This is a genomic window from Anabaena lutea FACHB-196 (genome assembly GCF_014698305.1).
Taxonomy (GTDB): domain Bacteria; phylum Cyanobacteriota; class Cyanobacteriia; order Cyanobacteriales; family Nostocaceae; genus Anabaena; species Anabaena lutea.
The window spans coordinates 238,943-259,162 of record NZ_JACJST010000001.1 but is presented as its reverse complement, the minus strand read 5'-3'; the positions used below and the strand labels follow the sequence as shown (position 1 = coordinate 259,162).

Sequence of the window (20,220 nt, the reverse complement as noted above, 5' to 3'; positions counted from 1 at the left end):
GAATTAATCGAGATCCCCCCTACCCCCCTTATAAAGGGGGGGCTAAATTCTTCAAAGTCCCCCTTAGAAAGGGGGATTTAGGGGGATCAGCGGGTGTCAGATCCAACACGAAAAAGTTTTCAAACAATCTCTTAGACGCGATCTCTCTTGCAAAGTTCAGATAGCCGGAAACCGGCGGACTTGGTGCTAAATCTCAGTTACAATACAAAACTTAATCACATCACTTAGGCATAGCCTGCGATCGCTAGTATTACGAATTACAGCAGAATTCAGGAGTCAGGAGTCAGGAGTAAAACTGGTTTGGTGTCTAGGTTTCAATTTAGATTCTGTACCTCATTGATCTGCAATCTGCTGTATTTTAATAGTCATACCAATTCTATGTCAGGCTGTGCCAAATAAATTATGTAGAGACGTGATATATAAAGCGCATCTATGGCTACGCCAAGCAAGCAATCATAGAGAAACAGTATCAGTTTGTCTCTACGTAATCGTTATATCCTCACAAGTTCCTCATATTTGACGTATATAAAAATAATGGTGTAATTCACAAGTAGATCAATTTATTTACTAAAAACTTCTTAATAAAATAGTTGTAGCTTTTAAAGGACTCGACAATATGCTAGAAATACGAAAAAATCAAGAAAATGATCGCCTATTATCCAAAGAACAAGCACTAGTTTTACCTTTTAATGCCGTGGGGATTGCAGATATTCCCTTCGTGGGTGGAAAAAATGCTTCCTTAGGAGAGATGATTCAGCAACTGAGTCCCAAAGGAGTAAAAGTTCCCACCGGGTTTGCTACCACCGCTTATGCTTATAGATTTTTCATTACTGGGGCAGGTTTAGAAGCTAAATTGAGAAAGATTTTTGCTTCTTTAGATGTAGAGGATATAGATAATTTGCGGCAGTGTGGACAACAAGCTAGGTCGCTGATGCTCAACACGCCATTTCCGCTAGAATTACAACAAGCGATCGCACAATCCTATCAAATTCTCTGTCAAGAATACGGTGAAGATACCGACGTTGCAGTGCGTTCTAGTGCCACAGCCGAAGACTTACCAGATGCTAGTTTTGCTGGACAACAAGAAACCTATCTCAACGTTCACGGACTTAAAAGCCTATTAGAATCTTGTCATAAATGCTTTGCTTCCATTTTTACTGACCGTGCTATTTCTTACCGACAAATCAAAGGTTTCGACCATTTCGAGTTAGCCCTTTCCGTCGGTGTACAAAAAATGGTACGTTCTGATTTGGCTTGTTCTGGTGTCATGTTCTCCATTGACACAGAAACAGGTTTTAAAGATGCGGCATTAATTACTGCTGCTTATGGTTTGGGTGAAACCGTCGTTCAAGGTGCAGTTAACCCAGACGAATATTTAGTATTTAAACCAACTCTCAAACAAGGATTTAAACCAATTCTCCAAAAACGTTTGGGGACAAAAGAAATTAAAATGGTTTATGACTTGGGAGGGATGAAATTAACCAAAAATGTCTCCGTTCTTCCCTCAGAACGCAACCAATTTGCCCTGAATAATGACGAAATTCTCCAACTAGCAAACTGGGCTTGCATTATTGAAAATCACTATTCCCAAGTCCGTGGTATGGATACGCCAATGGATATTGAATGGGCAAAAGATGGGGTGACAGGAGAATTATTTATAGTCCAAGCTAGACCAGAAACAGTACAATCTCAAAAATCGAAAACCGTTCTGAGAAGTTATCACCTCAAAGAAAAAAGTGCAGTTTTATTAACAGGTCGTAGCGTTGGGGAAATGATTGGTCAAGGTAAAGCCAAAGTTATTCTTGATGCGAATCAAATTCAACAATTTCAAGCCGGAGACGTGCTAGTTACAAACCGCACAGATCCCGACTGGGAACCAATCATGAAAAAAGCCAGTGCTATTGTCACCAACTCTGGTGGGAGAACCTGTTTTGATGGAGATACAAAAATTATCACCAATAAAGGTTTTATGACCATTCAGCAAATCTATGAACAAGGATATCAAGGATTATCAACTTTAGCCCTCAACACCAAAACCCATCAAATAGAATGGAAACCAATTACAGATGCGATGAAACGTACATCTCAAGTAATTGGTGTGAGTGTATCTCAAACTGGGAAAGTTACAGATAATATCCTGCGCTTAACTCCTGATCATAAAATGGTCAATCTTCGTAATGGTGAATATACCAAAACTGAGATTCAAGAAATGTTAGATAGTCAAGAAATGGTGCTTGTATCTCAGAATATTCCTAAATTAGGTAACAACAAAAATCAAGAAGCTGATTTGGCTTATCTTATCGGTGGAATAATTACAGACGGCTCAATTTATACTAGTCGAACTCATGGAGAAGTCCAGTTTATTCAAAAATGTTTACCAGAAAAACAAGCATTCATAGTAGCTATGAATGAAAAAATGAGTACTGTTTATGGTAAATCTTTTGCTACTTGTGAAAAACCAGTATCTTCAGGCTACATACGAGGAAAACAGGTAAAAGGGCAAGCTACAGCTTATCGTATTTATTCTAAAGCCATCGCCTACGACTTAAAAGAAAAAGAGCAACAGATTACTCAAATTCTGCTCGAAAATACTCCAGAAGTTTCCTATCAATTTTTAGGAGGTGTAATTGATGGTGATGGTTGCTATGCTAACAACCGCATTAATATCTATATCTCTGAAGAAAATTTACTACAGGCTGTCATTATTGCTTGTCTGAAAATTAATACTGTTCCTCAAGTTACCAAAAATCGTCACATCTACAATGTGCAGATTGTGGAAAAATTAGAGCAAATTTTACAATATACCCAACGAGTCAAAGGAGATGTTAATCGCATAACTATTCAAACCCGTTTCTTTGCTACTAATCAACTATTTGGTGACAATGTCACAGGTCAAATCAAACTTAGAAAAGATAAAAATATCCTGATTTCCGATAAACAACTCCATGAAATAGGTCAATTTGAGCAACTTCTCCAAGGTGATATTCGGATGCAACGAGTTGTTAAAGTTGCAGATGCAGTAGAAGCAGAAGTTTATAATATTACTGTTGCGGATCATCATAATTATCTAGTTTTTACCAGTAAATACACTCCTGTAGTGGTTTGTAACTGTCATGCCGCAATTATTGCTAGAGAAATGGGAATTCCGGCGATTGTTGGCTGTGGTAATGCGACGACATTATTACAAACTGGACAAGAGATTACCGTGAGTTGTGCTGAAGGTGAAACAGGCAAAGTTTATGCAGGGTTATTGAACTTTGAAATTCAAGAATTAACACTAGATAACTTGCCACGTACCCGCACCAAAATTATGATGAATGTGGGCAATCCAGAAGAAGCATTAGGTTTAACCGCAATTCCTAATGATGGTGTAGGTTTAGCAAGGATGGAATTTATTATTGCTAACCACATCAAAGCCCATCCTTTAGCATTACTGCATTTTGATGATTTAGAAGATGAACTTGCTAAATACAAAATTGCTGAATTAACTGCCCAATACGAAAATAAAGCCGAATTCTTTATTGATAAACTAGCACAAGGTATTGGGACAATTGCCGCAGCTTTTTATCCTAAACCTGTAATTGTCCGGTTGTCGGATTTTAAGAGTAACGAATACGCAAACCTCCTAGGTGGGAGACAATTTGAACCCAAAGAAGAAAACCCAATGCTTGGTTGGCGTGGTGCTTCTCGCTACTATGATCCCCGTTACCGCGAAGGTTTTGCCTTAGAATGTGAAGCCATGAAGCGGGTAAGGAATGAAATGGGTTTAACCAACATGATTTTGATGGTTCCCTTTTGTCGAACTCCCGAAGAAGGAAAACGTGTACTGGCAGAAATGGCAGCCAATGGCTTGGTAAAAGGCGAAAATGGCTTAGAAGTTTATGTGATGTGCGAGTTACCCAGTAACGTAATTTTAGCTGATGAATTTAGCCAAGTCTTTGACGGCTTTTCTATTGGTTCCAATGACTTGACACAATTAACTTTAGGACTAGATCGGGATTCTGAGTTGGTAGCACATCTGTTTGATGAACGCAATCAAGCTGTCAAGAGAACAATTGCCAAAGCGATCGCTACTGCAAGACAGTTTAAACGCAAAATCGGTATCTGCGGCCAAGCACCCAGCGATTATCCAGAATTTGCCCGTTTCCTAGTTGAAGAAGGCATAGATTCGATTAGTCTCAACCCTGACTCTGTACTCAAAACTCAGTTAGAAATTGCCGCAGCGGAAGGTAATATCATGTCCGTTTGAATACTTATCATTAGGAGAGACGCGGAGACGCGGTGATGGAGAGATGGGGAGACACGGAGACACGGAGACGCGGTGATGGGGAGAGTTTTTTTGATATAGCAACGGACAAGGCGGTAGTTCACGAACCAATGCTAAAACTTAGACAATAAGAAGCTTCTAGCACCGTTACCTGTCATAGCCATCCGTTTTGATTGGTTAATTGATATCATGTCCGCCTAATCACTTATCAAAAAAAAATCTCCGCGTCCCCGCGTCTCCCTGTCTCCGCGTCAGTCTAAATGATAAGATGACTGGACTAGACAGGTAATAGGGAACTGGCAACGTATTTTTTCAAAAATCAAATATTATTCCTATATATTACAAAAATTATTAAATTAGTTAATCTCTGTAAAATAAGAGATCATCTAACCCTTATTTAAGAATAGAATAATTTTGATAACTAAAAAAATAAATCAGTTTCATAGTTCAGTGATTAATTTATCCCCTATTCTTTACTAACTCTGTAAAATTTCGGATTGATCTTCATCAATAAACTTGCTATGGACTGGCGGCTTGGGTGACATCTTGCCTTATTGTCAATAAACTAGTGCAGCTTTGCAAAAATCACTATCCAGTGAGGTTCAACTCCAAAGCTTGTTTAGAGAATGTTTTGATTTTTAATTTCCAGAACTGGTACTAGCCACCTTTTAATCAACAATATAATTAAAATCGACCATTAATTATGCAATTCAAGAATCAGCTAATTGATTTGCCTTCTTTACATAAACTGATTGATCATTATCCCTTGAAGATTAGTCCTAACAGTTATGTAGTCGATGCTATTATTTTGATGAATCAAGAACAAAGTGATAGCTGTGAACTTGCCAATTACCCAACATCATTTCCATCCAGCAAATTGAGTAAAAAAGTAACTAGTTATGTTTTGGTGGTAGAGGGAACGCAGTTACTAGGAATATTTACTATTAGGGATGTACTGAGATTAACCGCCTTGGGCATGGATTTATCCAGGGTAAAAATATCTGAAGTGATGACGCAGCAACTCATCACATTGAAACAATCAGATTTTCGGGATATATTGACAGTTTTGTTACTTTTGAAGCAGTATCAAATTCACCATTTACCGATTGTTGATGATGAAGAAAAATTGGTGGGAATAGTAACTGAATCAGGTTTGTTACAAGAGTTGGATTTAGTCAAAATATTAGGTGTGATTGAAGATGAGCTTTGCGGGAGCAAACAAACAGAATCAGTGTGGCGTGGACTTACCGATGAGTTAGAACAACGGGTGGCAGAGCGCACAGTAGAATTGGTAGCTGCTAATCAATCTCTGCAACAAGAAATCAATGAGCGCAAACAAGCAGAAGCAGCACTCAGAGAGAGTGAAGAGCGACTGACTTTAGCTTTAGAAGCCGCCAAAATGGGTATATGGGATTGGGATATAACAAGGAGTAACTATCTGTGGTCTCCCAATATGGGGCCACTCTATGGACTACCCAGCAACACATTATGTCCAAATATTGAAAACTTTCTGAATTTAATCCATCCTGAAGACCGTGAATCTTTTATACAAGCTGTAACTTGCTCCATTGAGCAAGGAAGCGAATTTGGCATCGAATATCGGGCAGTTTGGCCTGATGGTAGCCTACATTGGTTAAACAGTAGCGGAAAAGTCTGCTATGACGAAACAGGTCAGCCGACGCGAATGATTGGAACAACTAGAGACATATCTGAGCGCAAGCAGACGGCACAGCAAATTTACGAACAAGCTGCGCTATTAGATATCGCTACCGACGCAATTTTCGTGCGAGATTTCCAGATGGATATCTTATTTTGGAATCAAGGTGCAGAGCGGATATATGGTTGGCAAATCCATGAAGCTTTGGGTAAAAACCTGAAGGATCTTTTTTGCTCCACCAGTTCTTATCAACAAGAAGCAGCTGCGCTGAAAGCTGTAATTAAATATGGCTCTTGGCTGGGTGAGTTATGTAAAGTGACTAAATTCGGTCAGGAAATTATTGTTGAAAGTCGCTGGACATTGATGTTTGATGGTGAAGGGCATCCCAAATCAATCCTCATTGTCGATACTGACATTACAGACAAAAAACAACTCCAAGAACAGTTTTTCCGTACCCAGCGACTGGAAAGTATTGGTACTTTAGCAGGTGGCATTGCCCACGACATTAACAATATATTGACACCCATTTTAGGAGCCGCGCAAATACTCAAAGGTAAATTCAGCAAAAATCCAGAACTCCACCAGCAAATGCTGACAATCATTGAAAATAATGCCAAACGCGGTGCTACTTTAGTCAAGCAAGTGTTGTCTTTTGCGCGAGGATTTAAAGGAGAACGCACGATTGTACAACTTAGGCACTTAATTGGGGAAATTATTCAAATTGCTAGGCATACATTTCCCAAATCTATCGAATTTGTGACACAAATATCGGAAGACCTTTCGGCTGTTTCTGGAGATGTCACCCAATTACATCAAGTGATTATGAACTTAGTAGTTAATGCCCGTGATGCTATGCCAGAGGGGGGTATTCTCAATATTTCGGCGCAAAATATGTACATTGATGAAGCTTATACCCGGATGCATCTTGAGAGCAAAGTTGGTAATTACATTGTGATTACTATCATGGATACGGGAATTGGGATGTCTCCAAGTATCCTAGAGAGGATTTTTGAGCCATTTTTCACCACCAAAGAGGTAAGTGCTGGTACAGGATTGGGTTTATCAACGGTGCGTGGGATTATTAAAAGCCACGATGGGTTTATTACAGTTTCTAGCCAAGTTGGTCAAGGAAGCAAATTTAAGATCTTCTTGCCAGCTGTAGAAGCCCCTCAAAATCAGGCTCTAGATCAATTGGAAATGCCGCTAGGACAAGGAGAGTTGATTTTAGTAGTGGATGATGAAGCCCAAATTCGAGACGTAGCTACAATCATCCTGGAAAACCACAATTACCAAACTATGACTGCAAGTAATGGAATTGAAGCGATCGCTCTCTATGCCCAACACAAACAAGAAATTAGTGCAGTTTTGATGGATATGATGATGCCAGAAATGGACGGGATCACTGCTATCCGCACCTTGCAAAAAATAGACCCAAAGGTACAAGTTATTGCTTCTAGTGGATTAAGTACCACAGATGTATTGCCTCAAGCCGATGAAATGGAAGTGCAAGCAGTTTTATTAAAACCCTATACTGCCAATCAATTATTGCAAAACTTAAACGACATATTCAGAATGCAGAATGGTTAGCTATTTCCAGGTCTAATACCCTTTCATATCATGTTTGGTTCCAAACTTACAGCAGATTACAGGTAAATGATGTACAGTAATATAGCAGAATTCAGGAGTCAGGAGTCAGGAGTACGGCACGCTACGCGAACAGCAAACCCTAAATAGGGAAAAATTCTTTTATTATGAATGTTAAACCCCAGACCGAAAAAGACAAGATACAAAGCACTATACAGATAAATCAAGAAACCGAAAAAGTTTTATGTGTTCATTGTCAACGCACTGCTACAAACGGTAAATGTAAAGGGATTTGTGTGGCTGATAATGACTACTAAGATTCTAGGATCAAAACAAATTAGATGCGTTTCCCCTGCCCAAACGAAGCAAAACACCTCACTTGCATCGCATCGTTCCCTGTTTAACATTGGTTGAAGTTGCTATTCCCCTTCCTCCCGAAATCTTTGAAACCTAGAATTGACAAGGCTTTTCAGCTTCTATTTCCGTTTTCGTAGGGATCTCGGCTCAATGCCTATCTTTAAGCGCCCGACGAGCTAGTTTGACGTAGGTTTTCACTGTGGTGTAAGGTATTTCTAAATCTTGAGCTATTACTTGTAATGATTCCCCCATTTCTCGCCGTGCTAAAATTGTTGCCCAGGTTGTAGCGATTTTTTCGGTGCGTTCTCCTCCTGTGCGTTTGCGTTGTGCTGTGAATATTGTTGTTAATTCCTCAATGCGTTCTGGGAGTAAGTTTGTGATCATTCCAGAGGATGTCTTTAATTCTGGTTCTATCCATTCTAAGCAGGTTTGTCCGAGTCCAAAAGTAGTTTTGTGGCCTGTTCCACAGTAGGGAGCAAGTTGGACTAAGGCATAAAATAATTGGGTAAACTCAATGTTAGTTAAAGCACTTTTACTTAAACCCAAGGAAATTGCCCCTGTAAAACCAGTGACTGAACCTCTTTTACCAGCTGCGACTTTGACTGATTCTAAGCGGTGTTGATGAATGATGACGTTTTCATCTATCCAGTTTAGAAAAGCGTCTTGTTCTATGGACATTCCTGAAAAGTCGTTCCAGCGTCTGAGGTAACTATGGAAAAGATTGACGGGAACAGGAAGGGGGAAATGATGCCCTTTGCGACGAAAACTGGTAGGAGAAATAAAACTCAGATTAATGTTTGTGTGGTTTCCTATAGATGATTGTAGTAGTTGGCTATAAGTAGTTGGTGAATTGACAATACTTATCTGTTTTACTTGTAAGGAAGCATCCCTTAATTTCAAAGTAGTTGGAGGTTGGTTTAACCACTGACTCAAGAACTGAACTACTGGTTGAGAAATGGCGTTAATCTGCCAACGATATATATGATTTGCTTGTAGTTGTAGTTGTTTTCCGGTGGGAAGTAATTGACCTTCGAGGGCAGAAATGTTAAAAGGTTTTTCTGATTCGCCATCATGCAGATATGCTGAAAGGTCTGGGTTAATTTGCCGCACCTGGTCTAGAAACCAAGCATGAAGTCCAATGGTATATTGCGAGTATAGGAATGTGGAATTGGTTACTTCTAGGTCAAAGACTAAACCAACTAATTCGGTGTTATCTGCCCATACTAGAGGGGTGTTTTTTGATGGGGTTTTGCGTTTGCTGGATGTAGCTGCTCTTGGCATTTTTTTTTGATGCTACATTATTTGATGCTCAATATTTTACTCTGTTTCAGTCCCCTTGCGGGGATTAGTTATGTGGAAACATGTGGTGGCGGCTCACTTGAGCTAGTCTCCTTAGCTGTTTCAGTCCCCTTGCGGGGATTAGTTATGTGGAAACTAGCTTTAGTAAACACTCTATGTAAGGCAGCTATATGTTTCAGTCCCCTTGCGGGGATTAGTTATGTGGAAACCTCTCTTCATCAGTTAATTCTTTTTCGTTGTTAGTAGTATGTTTCAGTCCCCTTGCGGGGATTAGTTATGTGGAAACTCTTGGATTTCCCTATTCCTGAAATACCTTATATTCCTAGTTTCAGTCCCCTTGCGGGGATTAGTTATGTGGAAACGGCAGATGAGCCATCATCTTTTGTGTAATATATTCTGTTTCAGTCCCCTTGCGGGGATTAGTTATGTGGAAACTTAGACTGCTCAATTGATCTGCCAATTTCTAACAATCCAAGTTTCAGTCCCCTTGCGGGGATTAGTTATGTGGAAACGTCAAAGCCAGAAGAATTGATAATGGCGAAGAAATGTTTCAGTCCCCTTGCGGGGATTAGTTATGTGGAAACACGCAGAAATAGCGATCGCTCTCGCTGGCGAAATTAAGTTTCAGTCCCCTTGCGGGGATTAGTTATGTGGAAACGAGGGCAGAGGCTATAAGAAATGGCGATGTAGATCCGTTTCAGTCCCCTTGCGGGGATTAGTTATGTGGAAACCTGGACAAAGTTCTACAATATTCCAATTTTGAGTTTTTAAAGTTTCAGTCCCCTTGCGGGGATTAGTTATGTGGAAACGCAAATAAATCATCCTTAGTTAATTCAAGAAAACATTGTTTCAGTCCCCTTGCGGGGATTAGTTATGTGGAAACCCCGCTATCTGAAACATAATCTGGGCGCGGAATCCAGAGACGATTTTGGCAGACCTCTCAAAAAACCTCATTTCAGGCTTTGGGTTAACTGCCAACTGAAACTAATGAAACGCTGAAAGTATTTATTTGTCAAGGTTCTGGCGATTTGGCGAATCCCTGGGGTTTTTGACCTCGCTCTAGGTCTGCCAAATTTATCCTTATATTAAGAGTAAAATTTAGCAAGTTACTTGTCAAGATTTATTTGTTTACAAATAGTGAAGCATTCATTATTGACTAATTATATATGATAAAGCCCTATTTCTTTGGTAATATCAGCAGCTACTCTTTGTCTTAAATCATAAGGTAACAGAATTTCTACTTTCGGTCGCCAAGCTCGTAAACGCATAGTTACATTATTATCTCCATGTCGATATTGAAGACTATAATAAGCATCTTTTGGGGAACGATTGGCAAAAACTTTTAATAATTCTGATTTTTGTTCTGAATTAATTACAGAACTTTGAATCAAACTTTTCGCTTTTTGGTAGCCAATCAATTTAAAAGTGTTATGCCGAGAAGTATCCTGAATATAGCGGTCATGATAATCTCGCTCAAATCGTAGCAGCATTAGTCGAGATTCCAAATAAAAATCAAATCCTAATGCTTTATCCATTTGCAATTCTATTTCTTCTGGATTTGGCAAATTTCTCTGGTGATAACGCTGTTGTAAACTCTTGGGAATGCCAGGATTTGTCCATTCAATTGGTGTAATATTTTCGATTCTATCTAAACGAAAGTTATACCAATCTGTTTTTCTATCAGGACTTTCGCCAAAAGCGCACAAATAAACTGCACGTTGCACATAGTAAATACAGACTGGATAAACCAAACATTCTACAGAGTCTTTTAATCTGGCACTATTATAAATTAAACTGATTGGTGGAACTGGGGTTTGTGACCAGAGTTTTCGCAGTTCATCCTGCCAATTTTCTACTTGGTCTATGGCAGTCACAACATAGTCTAGTTTAAAAAAGAACCGCTGGACACCACCGATTTTTTGAGAGAGATTCTGAGCAATTTCTGCTAAATCTTCTTGATTAAGAAAATGTAATTCATTACTATTCTGTTTGGTGGTGATGGGACGAGAAGGTAAAGATTTAACTCGATGATATTTTTGCTCTCGAATTTCTAGCCAACCTAATTCTTCTAAAATTTGTAAATCCGCTTGTAAGGAACGACGAGTTACCCCAAATAATCTTTTTTGCAGAATTTCATCTAAATTAGAAATATTAACATGGGATAATAAAGAATACTTCCATTCTTGTTGATTCAATCCAGTTTTAGTATCAAACAACCAGTCAGCGGTAGTTTTGGCACAACGACAGTTAGAATCATGGAATTGAGGAATTGCTTCTCCTTTGGGGTGTGTGGAACTGAAGAAAGCATTTTTCCAATCTGCTAAGGTAAAACCATCCTCTAAGAATACATGGTCTTGACCTTCTCCATATAAAGAACGTAACCACACCCACAAACGAACTGCACGCAGTAGGTTTTGTTTGAGAGAACCGCGTGCTAACCATTGCAACAGTTCTGCTTGGGGAATATCAGAAAAATTTTGCTCAGACACTTATACTAAACACGGCTAGGAAATGGACTTTGACAAGATTACGAAAACCCCAGATGTGTAAGGGTTTAGCATTGCTAAACCCCTACCTATAGAATCAAATGATTAAGCCATTTTGAGCATATCTAGGACTTGGGGATAATTCCAGCATAAACCAATCTGGAATAGGCTGCTTCCAATGCCATGTATGATGTGATAGTTGCTTACTGGGTACTGGCAATGACTACTTACAAGATTGAGTTAAAAAATGATATTTTGCGGTTGAGTTTTGGTGAACCTGCCCAAAATGACCAAATTGTGAAAGATGCGGCTGCACGGCTTGAGGAAATGGCGCAGTCAGGAGAATTAACAGGGGGACAACTGCTGAGAATTAATGGACCCGTTTCTATTCCTGTAGCTTTTGTGTTGGCACATAAATTAGCTCATATTTACGGTGCAATTGGTTTTTTTGACCCAAAATTACGTAAATACGTGATTTGCATCACACACAATCCTGCATATAAACTGGGAGACTTAATTGATTGAAGTTTTAGTTAACTAAATTACAAGGGTCTTGTCTTAATTATTTTCTAATCAGCGCCATTTAATGAGTATTTACCATATCAGTTTAGACGGTGATGTTTTAAAGGTAGGATTTGGCGCTACCTTGACTACAGGTGATGAAATCGTCCGTGATGCAGCTACCAGGTTGAATGAGATGATTGCTTCTGGGGAATTACCGGGGGGTTCACTGATTAAAATCAACGGCAGAATTACAGTATTAGTGAGTCAGGTATTAGCAGATAAGTTATCAAAATTGTATGATGCGATCGCTGTTTTTGACCCGAAGATTGGTGAACCAGGAATAGATAGATATGTAATCACGATTAGTAAAAACGCTGATTATCAAGTTGGGGATACTTTGGATGTGGTGCGAACAAAGCAGTCATCAAGTATCAAATTGGCGATTTGCGGATTTGCGAATACTGGAAAGACTTGCTTCCGGGAAGGTCTAAAACAAGCGTTGTTGCAGATTCCTAATGCACCGGAATCCTATGTAATTTCTGGGTGTCCAGATGGGGATGGTTCATGGTATGGGGAAACCGCACGACGGGACGCAGATTTAGCTAATAAGTTAAAAACGGAATACAAAGCAGGATTTACACCGGAGTTTGCAGAACGCAAAGCACAGGAAGTCAGGGGGATTAATACACCGATATTTGTGTTTGATGTGGGGGGTAAAATTTCCAATGCTAATCGTTTGATTATGAAGGAAGCGACTCATGCGGTGATTTTGGTGAAGGATGAAACTGAGATTGCACCTTGGCAAGAGTTATGTGATGAGTTGGGTTTGTCGGTGGTGGCCATTGTTCATAGTGATTATGACGGTGTATGTGATGTGATTTCACAGGAAACGCCGATTCTGAAAGGTAGTGTGCATCGGTTAAAACGTGGGGAGGATGTTTCTAGTCGTGCGATCGTTCGGGCTTTGGCTGGGGTTTTGGTGGGGTTGTGTAGTGAGTAATAGGGAGTTTTTATGATGACAAGTTCTGAAAAGGTTGCATTACAGGTTGTTCAACAAGCGATCGCACTTTTGGCAAAATGGGCTGATGATCAGGTTCAGTTACCTTTTGAATTTCAAGTTCTTAATGAGAACGAACAAAAAGCAGTTAACGATGCTAAAAAGCTTTTCGGTTGGACAGAAGATGCAAAAGTTGGAATACTAAGCTTGTTGTTTGACAGTGTAAACTTATCTGATGAATCTAGAAAAAAAACAACACAACAGAAATATCACCCACTCAAAGCAATTAACAATGACGATAAAGAATATCCTGATATTCCTTATCCCTTAAATTCTGAACCTAGCCCCGAACAACAAAAAGCTTTCAAAGCAGAGATTAATAACGAATTTGCAAAGTATCTCCAGCATAACGGAAAAAACTTTTCTTTATTGATGCTGATATTAGAAAAATTTGGCTCATGTCTGAGTTTTGGTGAATCTGATGTAGCTTTGGTGGACATAGCCAGAACAACAGCAGCCGTTGCAGTAGCTTTATTGAATAATCCTACTCAAGAAATTAGTTTAATTGCGGGTGATTTATCAGGGATTCAAAAATTTATCTATAGCATTTCCTCCGAAGGGGCGCTGAAGTCATTAAGGGCGAGAAGTTTCTATTTGGAATTAGTTACAGAAGAAGTTGTACAACAATTATTAGAGCAACTTAAGTTACCAAGGACAAATATAATTTATGCAGGTGGTGGTAACTTGTATATTTTGGCATCTGGAACCGCAGAAAATCAAAACATTGTCAAAAACATCCGACAGCAGTTTAACGAATGGCTTTTAAAAGATTTTCAAGGTAAAGTATTTCTAGCTTTAGACTGTTTAAAATTTCCCGTTACCGAACTTAAAGATAAATTTGCTGAACATTGGTCAAATGCAACCAAAAATCTAGCTGTACATAAATCTCGTAAATTTGCTGAACATGAAATTAGTGAATTTATCGCCCCACGTTATAGTCATGAACCTTGTCGCATCTGTCATCGTGATGATGTAGAACCAGAAAAATTAAAACCTCTTAACAAATATGAACCAGATTCAGTTTTAGCTTGTGTAAATTGTCGAAGTATGTTTGATTTAGGAAGTCATTTGTTGGACGTAAAAGCAATTGTGCGCTCAAATAATAAAAGTGTTAGAAAGGGCTTATCTACACTCTCGTTTAAAATTAATTCTAGAGAAATCCATTATCATTTATTCAAAAACCTGGGAGAAATAAATACTGATTCTGATATAGTTTTGTTAGTGAACGATTGGCAGTTAGAACATTATCAATTTAAGAATTTTCAAAATGTTTCTCTCCTGTTATTAGGTAACTATGCTAAAGAAAGTGAGGAAAAGTCTGAAAATTCAGAAGAACCAAGAGGTTTTATCCGTGCTGGTGAAATGTCTGAAAAAGCGAAAGGTGCTAATAGAGTTAGTTATCTACGAATGGATGTAGACCGATTAGGACAAATATTTGCAAAAGGTTTAGGTAAAAAACAAACTTTAACCAGACTAGCTGGGTTATCTCGCCAAATGAGTTATTTCTTTAAAGTTTACCTCAACAGTTTGGCAGCAGATCGAAAAACCAACATTTCTGATAAAATTAAACAATTAACACCAGATAACCAGCGGTTAAATTTACTATTTATTTACGCTGGTGGGGATGATTTATTTATCAGTGGCGCATGGAATGAAATTGTAGAATTTGCTTTTGATATTTATCAGTCATTTCGTACCTATACAGGTAATAATGAAGATGTTACCCTTTCAGGTGGAATTAGTATTGATGATATTAAATTTCCGTTATATCAAGCTGCAAAAAATTCAGGAGAAGCTGAAGAATCAGCAAAAGGAAATGGTAGAGACAGTTTAGGTTTATTTGGTCAAGTTTTCAAATGGAATGAATGGCTAGGAATAGAGAATATTAATAGTTTGGATGTTGACGTCAAAAAATATCTTGATTCCGAAGCCAAACCAAATTTATTCGGTATATTCCCTTTTGTTGAGAGATTAGAACAGCAAGATATTGGGGTGAATTATGCCCGTAATTTTGTCCGTAACCTGCTCATCACTGCACAAATTCAGGAACAGGCGTTAGAAAAGTTTAAAGAAAATAAGAAATCAGAGGAGGCTTTAGGAACTCGTTATTATTTGCATTTGCCAAAGATAGCTTATACCCTAGCGAGATTACCACAAAATGTATTACAAGATAGCGATTTTCGGACTTCTCTCAAAAATCCGTATAACGCGCCTTATTTTCGCGCCATAGCGACTTGGATTGAATTATTAAATCGTGGATCATCATTATGAATAACCTGAATAAACCACAACCTCCTAATACAAGAAATCCTGGACAAATTGTCAAACAGTCAGACAAGCAGTCAAATAACTCATCTCAATCTAATTCTCGTGTTAATCGTGAAAATAACACCAACATCGTCAAAGAAATTAAGGATGTAATTGGTAATAGTGATTTTCTGAAAGATTATCCTATTCGTACTTTAGTTCAACAAGCTGAACATTTAGGATATTATCTAAAAGAACAAAGACTAGAAACTAATCAAATTCGTAAGTTTCTTGATGCTATCAATCAAATTAAATATATTTTGGCATTAGATGATGATGAAAAAATCAAAAATGCCAATCCAGAAGAGCAAGAAAAGTTAAGGTTTAACAAAATTGAAACCGAAATTGTTCTACTCAAACCCAAATTAGCTTATGCAGCAGCCAGACAAACAGCAGTTAAACCTTTAAATGAGGTCATGAAATTTGCTATTGACAGAGTAAAAAGTCCTCAAGATTTTTACCGTCTTGTTCAGTTCATAGAATCCATAATTGCATATCACAAAGAAGCAGATAGTAGGAGATAATTATGCCAGTATCATACGAACAAACACCCCTAGTTGGTAAAGTAACTCTCACTTGTGAACTCACTGCCAAAACTGGATTGCATATTGGTGGTGGTGGCGAAAATTTAGATATAGGTGGACTAGATAAACCTGTGATTCGTGATCCTTTAACCAAGTATCCTTATCTCCCCGGTTCATCAATCAAAGGTAAACTCCGCGCCACATTAGAACGATTATTAAAAAAACCTCTCAATCGCACAGGGGGAAGTGGGACATGGCGCTATGAAAGTGATGATTTAGTTGATGGTTTTACGGAGATAGAAGGTCATTATTATCCCATTCGTTATGAAGGTGCTAGAACTTGTCAAATTAGTCGATTATTCGGTTCTACAGGTGGCTCTAATTTTTGGATACCAATAGAAAGCGCAAGAAATGAAGGTTTGATTTTTGATGAAATTCATACTCGTATAATTGAAAATCAAAACTGCGTGAAAATTAATCGCGGACGTAATGCACCAAGTCGCCTAATTATCCGTGATTGTCACCTATCACCAGATTCAACAGAGAAGTTGAAAAAAGTTGACACTGGTTTATATATGACTGAGTGGAAATTTGAAAATGGTATTGACCGAGTAACAGCAGCAGCAAACCCCAGACAGGTAGAGCGTGTACCAGCAGGTTCACAATTTAATTTTGAGTTAGTTTATACTGTGGAAAATCCAGATCCAAATGAAGCGGTTGAAGATTTGCAAAATATTGCGATCGCATTAGCTTTTCTCGAAGATGACGCACTGGGTGGACATGGTTCTAGAGGTTACGGAAAAGTCAAATTTGAAAACTTTAAATTTAACTATCGTAGCTTAGAACAATATCGCCAAATGGCCAACGCACCCCAAGGAACATCAGCTTTACAAACCTTAGACACCATTCCCCACACTCAAGCACTGTTAGATAACTTCAGAGCCTTACGCGAGTATATCGAACAACGATTATTACCAGGAAATGAATCATGAGTGTTTGGAAATTAGTAAAACTCAATTTTGGACGTAATTTAGCTCATTTTGGGGAACTGGGAATTGGAATGGAAGAGACGAGCGATCGCATTCGTTCCGATAGTTTATTTAGCGCCTGGGTAAGTATATATGCGCGGTTGTTTGGCAAAAAAGCCGTAGAGGAATTATTACAGCTATTTCCCACAGACAAACAACCCCAACTCATACCCCCCTTTCGCATCAGTTCTACATTTATCTATCGACAAGTGGGGAAAAATACAATTTACTATCTTCCCCGTCCTCTGAAATTTCCCATTAACTATCCAGATGATGATTTAGCATTTTTTAAAGCCTACAAAAAACTCAACTATTTACCTTTAGAAATCTGGCAAAGATGGTATCAGGAAACAGGATTCACCACAGATGATGCTCAGGAATTAGAAAATCACACCCCTGATAAAACCGAAGGAGAACTAGCAACAGCAGAAACATTTAACTACAGCAAAGCTTGCAAAATTGAACAACTCCCTAAAATAGCCATAGATAGAAATACCAGAGCTACAAACATTTATCATACAGGCTTTGTTCAATTTGATTGGGAGAAAAACCCTTCAGGTTTATACTTTCTTCTAGAACTCTCTCCAGAAGGTGAAAAATTAGCCGATAAACTTCAAGCTGCTTTATATCTTTTAGGAGAAGAAGGAATTGGTGGAGAACGTTCTAGTGGCGCAGGAAGATTTGAACTTAGCTGGTTAGAATTACCAGAAAATTGGCAATCTGTAGTTAATTTTCACGCTGGAAATCATCATATCCTCATGAGTTTATTTTGGGATTCACCTATCAAACCTGAATTTTTAGATCAAGCCAGTTACGAAATTCAAGAAAGGGGCGGTTGGATAGCAGAAAGTCAGTTACGTCGCCAAATGGTAAGAATGTTTAGTGAAGGTTCGGTTTTTTCTGCACCACCAAAAGGAAAACTGGTAGATGTAAAACCAAAGGAATTCACAAAACATAGTATTTACCGGAGTGGTATCAGCTTAAGTTTACCAATTAAAGTACAGGGAAAAGAAAATCATGCTTGTTGCTTCTGAATCTGCACTTAAAAAACCTGACTTTTATCAATCAAAACGGATACAGTTAACTAGTCCACTTTTACATATTGGTTCAGAAGTACAGAGATTAAATCCATTTGAATATTTACAAACTACTGAAAAAATTTATATTCCTAATCAGGAAGCCTTAACAAAGGCATTGCATAAGCGCGGTAATTTGCAAAAGCCTAAACCTTGGGAAAGAATTAAGGATTTGAATTCAGGAAAAGCTTTAGAAGTATATATTCGAGCAATTGAAGACAAAGATGATCAGAAAATAGCAGAAATCATCGAGTTAGCTTTGGGTGATAAATGGTTTGAAAATCAAAGTGTCTTTCCTGATTATGGAATCATAAACAAATCTTTTGGACATAGAGTTAATCATGAAATACGTCCAATAATCCGTAATGCTTTTGGACAATTATATATTCCTGGTTCATCAATTAAAGGAGCAATCAGGACTGCAATTGCATACTATATGCTTAAAAATAAACCAGCACGACTTAGTAATATTGAGCAACAACTTCAAGAAAGGTTAACAATAAATGGAAAAATCGGTAGAAGCAAGAAAAACTTAGGTAATGAACTGTTTATGAAAGATTTATTTTCTAACTTTTGGTTGACCTATCAAGATAGACAATTTAACCACGAAAGTGAAGCGAATACAGACCTCATGAGAAGTGTAAAAATTGCAGATACTCAACCCATGTTAAAAACTGGCAATATTAACTTATCTTTATTGGATGAAGTGATCATTTCTAGTTACTACAGAGATAAAACTTCTATACCACAAAAAAATATAGCAAAATATCGTGGTTCTATTTATGCTGAAATGATTCATAATGTAAAAACCGAATTTAGAGTTAATATAGATGGCTACATAGATGAATATGAAGCTATGACGGGAATGTTATCTTGGTTTAGCCGAAATGATGGAATAAAAATTCCATTTCAAACCATTGAAGATATCTTAAATATCTGTAAAGAATTTGCTCAAGAACAATGGAGTCATGAACGAAATTATTGGCAACAAATACAAAATGAATTAATCAACATTAATGGCAGAAAAATTAACCTAAACTTTGATATAATTAATGAATTTTATAAAGAATTTGACTGTCCTTTTAACTTGCGATTAGGATGGGGAAGTGGAATATTAGGAACTACAATTGGGTTACATCTAAATGAGACAACTAGAAGAGGTATTCTTGATGAATGTGGTAATCCTCAAAATCGCGCTCCATCATTTAAAGCGCCCAAATCCAGACGCACTGTAATGAATAAGAATGGAGAAATAGAATTTGCTCCTGGATGGGTAAAGCTCGAAATATTATCAGATATATGCTAATTCAATCAACCTTTACATTAACCGTATCTACATCAACAGTATTACCTCGTTCCTATAGCTTGGAACTTGTAAAGCAACTGCATCAACAGCTAGGTTTAGAAATGGGAAGCGAGACTATACCCTCTCTTTCCTACTCAGGAATAACTGGCTTTTACTCCATATCCAAAGATTTTATTACATTCCATCCAGAGGAATTTTACAAACTATCTTTGTGTGGATTGAATGAAACATCAGCAAAAGCAATTTCTCATTTAAATATTGGCGATTCTTTAGAATTTCTCGGCGCGAAGTTTGAAATCATCAATCGTGGAGATGAAATAACCAGCTATGAAGAACTCTATACAAACTTAGTAGGAAATGAACCAGAACCAGTCAGACGCTTTGAACTGCAATTTATCACTCCTACAGCTTTTTCCCAAGGTACAACCAACTTACCCCTACCTCTACCTCTACCTACATTAATGTTTCGCAGTTGGTTAGAACGCTGGAATAATTTTGCACCTGTTTATTTAGGAGGTGATGAATTAATTGCTTATCTTAGTAACGCAGTTGTGATTAAAAATCACAAAATTCAAACGCGAACTTATCAATTACATAAAGGGTTTGTGAATGGATTTATTGGGGATGTAACATTACAAATTTTCCAACGTGCTGATCCTTTATTGGCAAATGTGGCTAATTTATTAGTTGAATATGCACGGTTTTCTGGTACGGGGATGAAGACACGGTTGGGGATGGGAAAGACAAAAAGCATTTGAGAAAATCAGT

At 38.0% G+C, this 20,220-nt stretch carries 13 protein-coding genes and 1 CRISPR repeat array; of the genes, 11 read left to right on the top strand and 2 right to left on the bottom strand.

Going from position 1 to position 20,220, the window contains the following annotated elements:
* The first annotated feature begins 616 nt into the window (after positions 1–616).
* The 3 genes from ppsA to H6G59_RS01125 all read left to right on the top strand — a co-directional run bounded on the left by ppsA (position 617) and on the right by H6G59_RS01125 (position 7,825).
* The gene (gene ppsA, locus H6G59_RS01135) at positions 617–4,249 is read left to right on the top strand and encodes a phosphoenolpyruvate synthase (RefSeq protein WP_190711338.1); all 3,633 of its coding nucleotides are present in this window, start codon (positions 617–619) and stop codon (positions 4,247–4,249) included.
* 721 nt (positions 4,250–4,970) lie between these two features.
* Positions 4,971–7,511, top strand: coding sequence for a PAS domain S-box protein (locus tag H6G59_RS01130; RefSeq protein WP_190711337.1), 2,541 nt, complete (start codon positions 4,971–4,973; stop codon positions 7,509–7,511).
* A 164-nt stretch (positions 7,512–7,675) separates the two neighbouring features.
* On the top strand, positions 7,676–7,825 hold the full coding sequence (locus H6G59_RS01125; protein WP_190711336.1) for a hypothetical protein: 150 nt from the start codon (positions 7,676–7,678) through the stop codon (positions 7,823–7,825).
* A 187-nt stretch (positions 7,826–8,012) separates the two neighbouring features.
* Here H6G59_RS01125 and cas6 (H6G59_RS01120) read toward each other — a convergent pair whose 3' ends face one another.
* Entirely contained in the window at positions 8,013–9,146 is a 1,134-nt protein-coding gene (gene cas6 / locus H6G59_RS01120) for a CRISPR-associated endoribonuclease Cas6 (protein ID WP_190711335.1), read from the bottom strand.
* Between the two features lie 43 nt (positions 9,147–9,189).
* Positions 9,190–10,047: direct repeats of the CRISPR family, unit length 37 nt; unit sequence GTTTCAGTCCCCTTGCGGGGATTAGTTATGTGGAAAC.
* Positions 10,048–10,324: 277 nt separating this feature from the next.
* Complete coding sequence (locus H6G59_RS01115) at positions 10,325–11,653, bottom strand: TIGR03985 family CRISPR-associated protein (RefSeq protein ID WP_190711334.1); 1,329 nt, start codon at positions 11,651–11,653, stop codon at positions 10,325–10,327.
* Positions 11,654–11,869: 216 nt separating this feature from the next.
* Between H6G59_RS01115 and H6G59_RS01110 the strand changes: the two genes are divergently transcribed.
* The 8 genes from H6G59_RS01110 to cas6 (H6G59_RS01075) all read left to right on the top strand — a co-directional run bounded on the left by H6G59_RS01110 (position 11,870) and on the right by cas6 (H6G59_RS01075) (position 20,210).
* Positions 11,870–12,175 carry a CRISPR-associated protein Csx3 gene (locus tag H6G59_RS01110; protein ID WP_190711333.1) on the top strand — a complete coding sequence of 102 codons (306 nt, stop codon included), beginning with the start codon at positions 11,870–11,872 and terminating at the stop codon, positions 12,173–12,175.
* A 61-nt stretch (positions 12,176–12,236) separates the two neighbouring features.
* Positions 12,237–13,154, top strand: a complete 918-nt coding sequence (locus H6G59_RS01105) for a CRISPR-associated protein Csx3 (RefSeq protein WP_190711332.1) — start codon at positions 12,237–12,239, stop codon at positions 13,152–13,154.
* 12 nt (positions 13,155–13,166) lie between these two features.
* Entirely contained in the window at positions 13,167–15,482 is a 2,316-nt protein-coding gene (gene cas10, locus H6G59_RS01100; RefSeq protein WP_199331878.1) for a type III-A CRISPR-associated protein Cas10/Csm1, read from the top strand.
* Entirely contained in the window at positions 15,479–16,042 is a 564-nt protein-coding gene (gene csm2 / locus H6G59_RS01095) for a type III-A CRISPR-associated protein Csm2 (protein WP_190711331.1), read from the top strand. Before cas10 ends, csm2 begins: the two co-directional genes overlap by 4 nt.
* Positions 16,043–16,044: 2 nt before the next feature.
* Positions 16,045–17,034 (top strand): type III-A CRISPR-associated RAMP protein Csm3, encoded by a 990-nt coding sequence (gene csm3 / locus H6G59_RS01090; RefSeq protein ID WP_190711330.1) that lies wholly within the window; start codon positions 16,045–16,047, stop codon positions 17,032–17,034.
* The gene (gene csm4 / locus H6G59_RS01085; protein ID WP_190711329.1) at positions 17,031–18,104 is read left to right on the top strand and encodes a type III-A CRISPR-associated RAMP protein Csm4; all 1,074 of its coding nucleotides are present in this window, start codon (positions 17,031–17,033) and stop codon (positions 18,102–18,104) included. The genes csm3 and csm4 overlap by 4 nt, the downstream gene beginning before the upstream one ends.
* On the top strand, positions 18,088–19,452 hold the full coding sequence (csm5, locus tag H6G59_RS01080; protein ID WP_190711328.1) for a type III-A CRISPR-associated RAMP protein Csm5: 1,365 nt from the start codon (positions 18,088–18,090) through the stop codon (positions 19,450–19,452). The genes csm4 and csm5 overlap by 17 nt, the downstream gene beginning before the upstream one ends.
* The gene (cas6, locus tag H6G59_RS01075; RefSeq protein WP_190711327.1) at positions 19,446–20,210 is read left to right on the top strand and encodes a CRISPR system precrRNA processing endoribonuclease RAMP protein Cas6; all 765 of its coding nucleotides are present in this window, start codon (positions 19,446–19,448) and stop codon (positions 20,208–20,210) included. Before csm5 ends, cas6 (H6G59_RS01075) begins: the two co-directional genes overlap by 7 nt.
* The last annotated feature ends 10 nt before the right edge of the window (positions 20,211–20,220 follow it).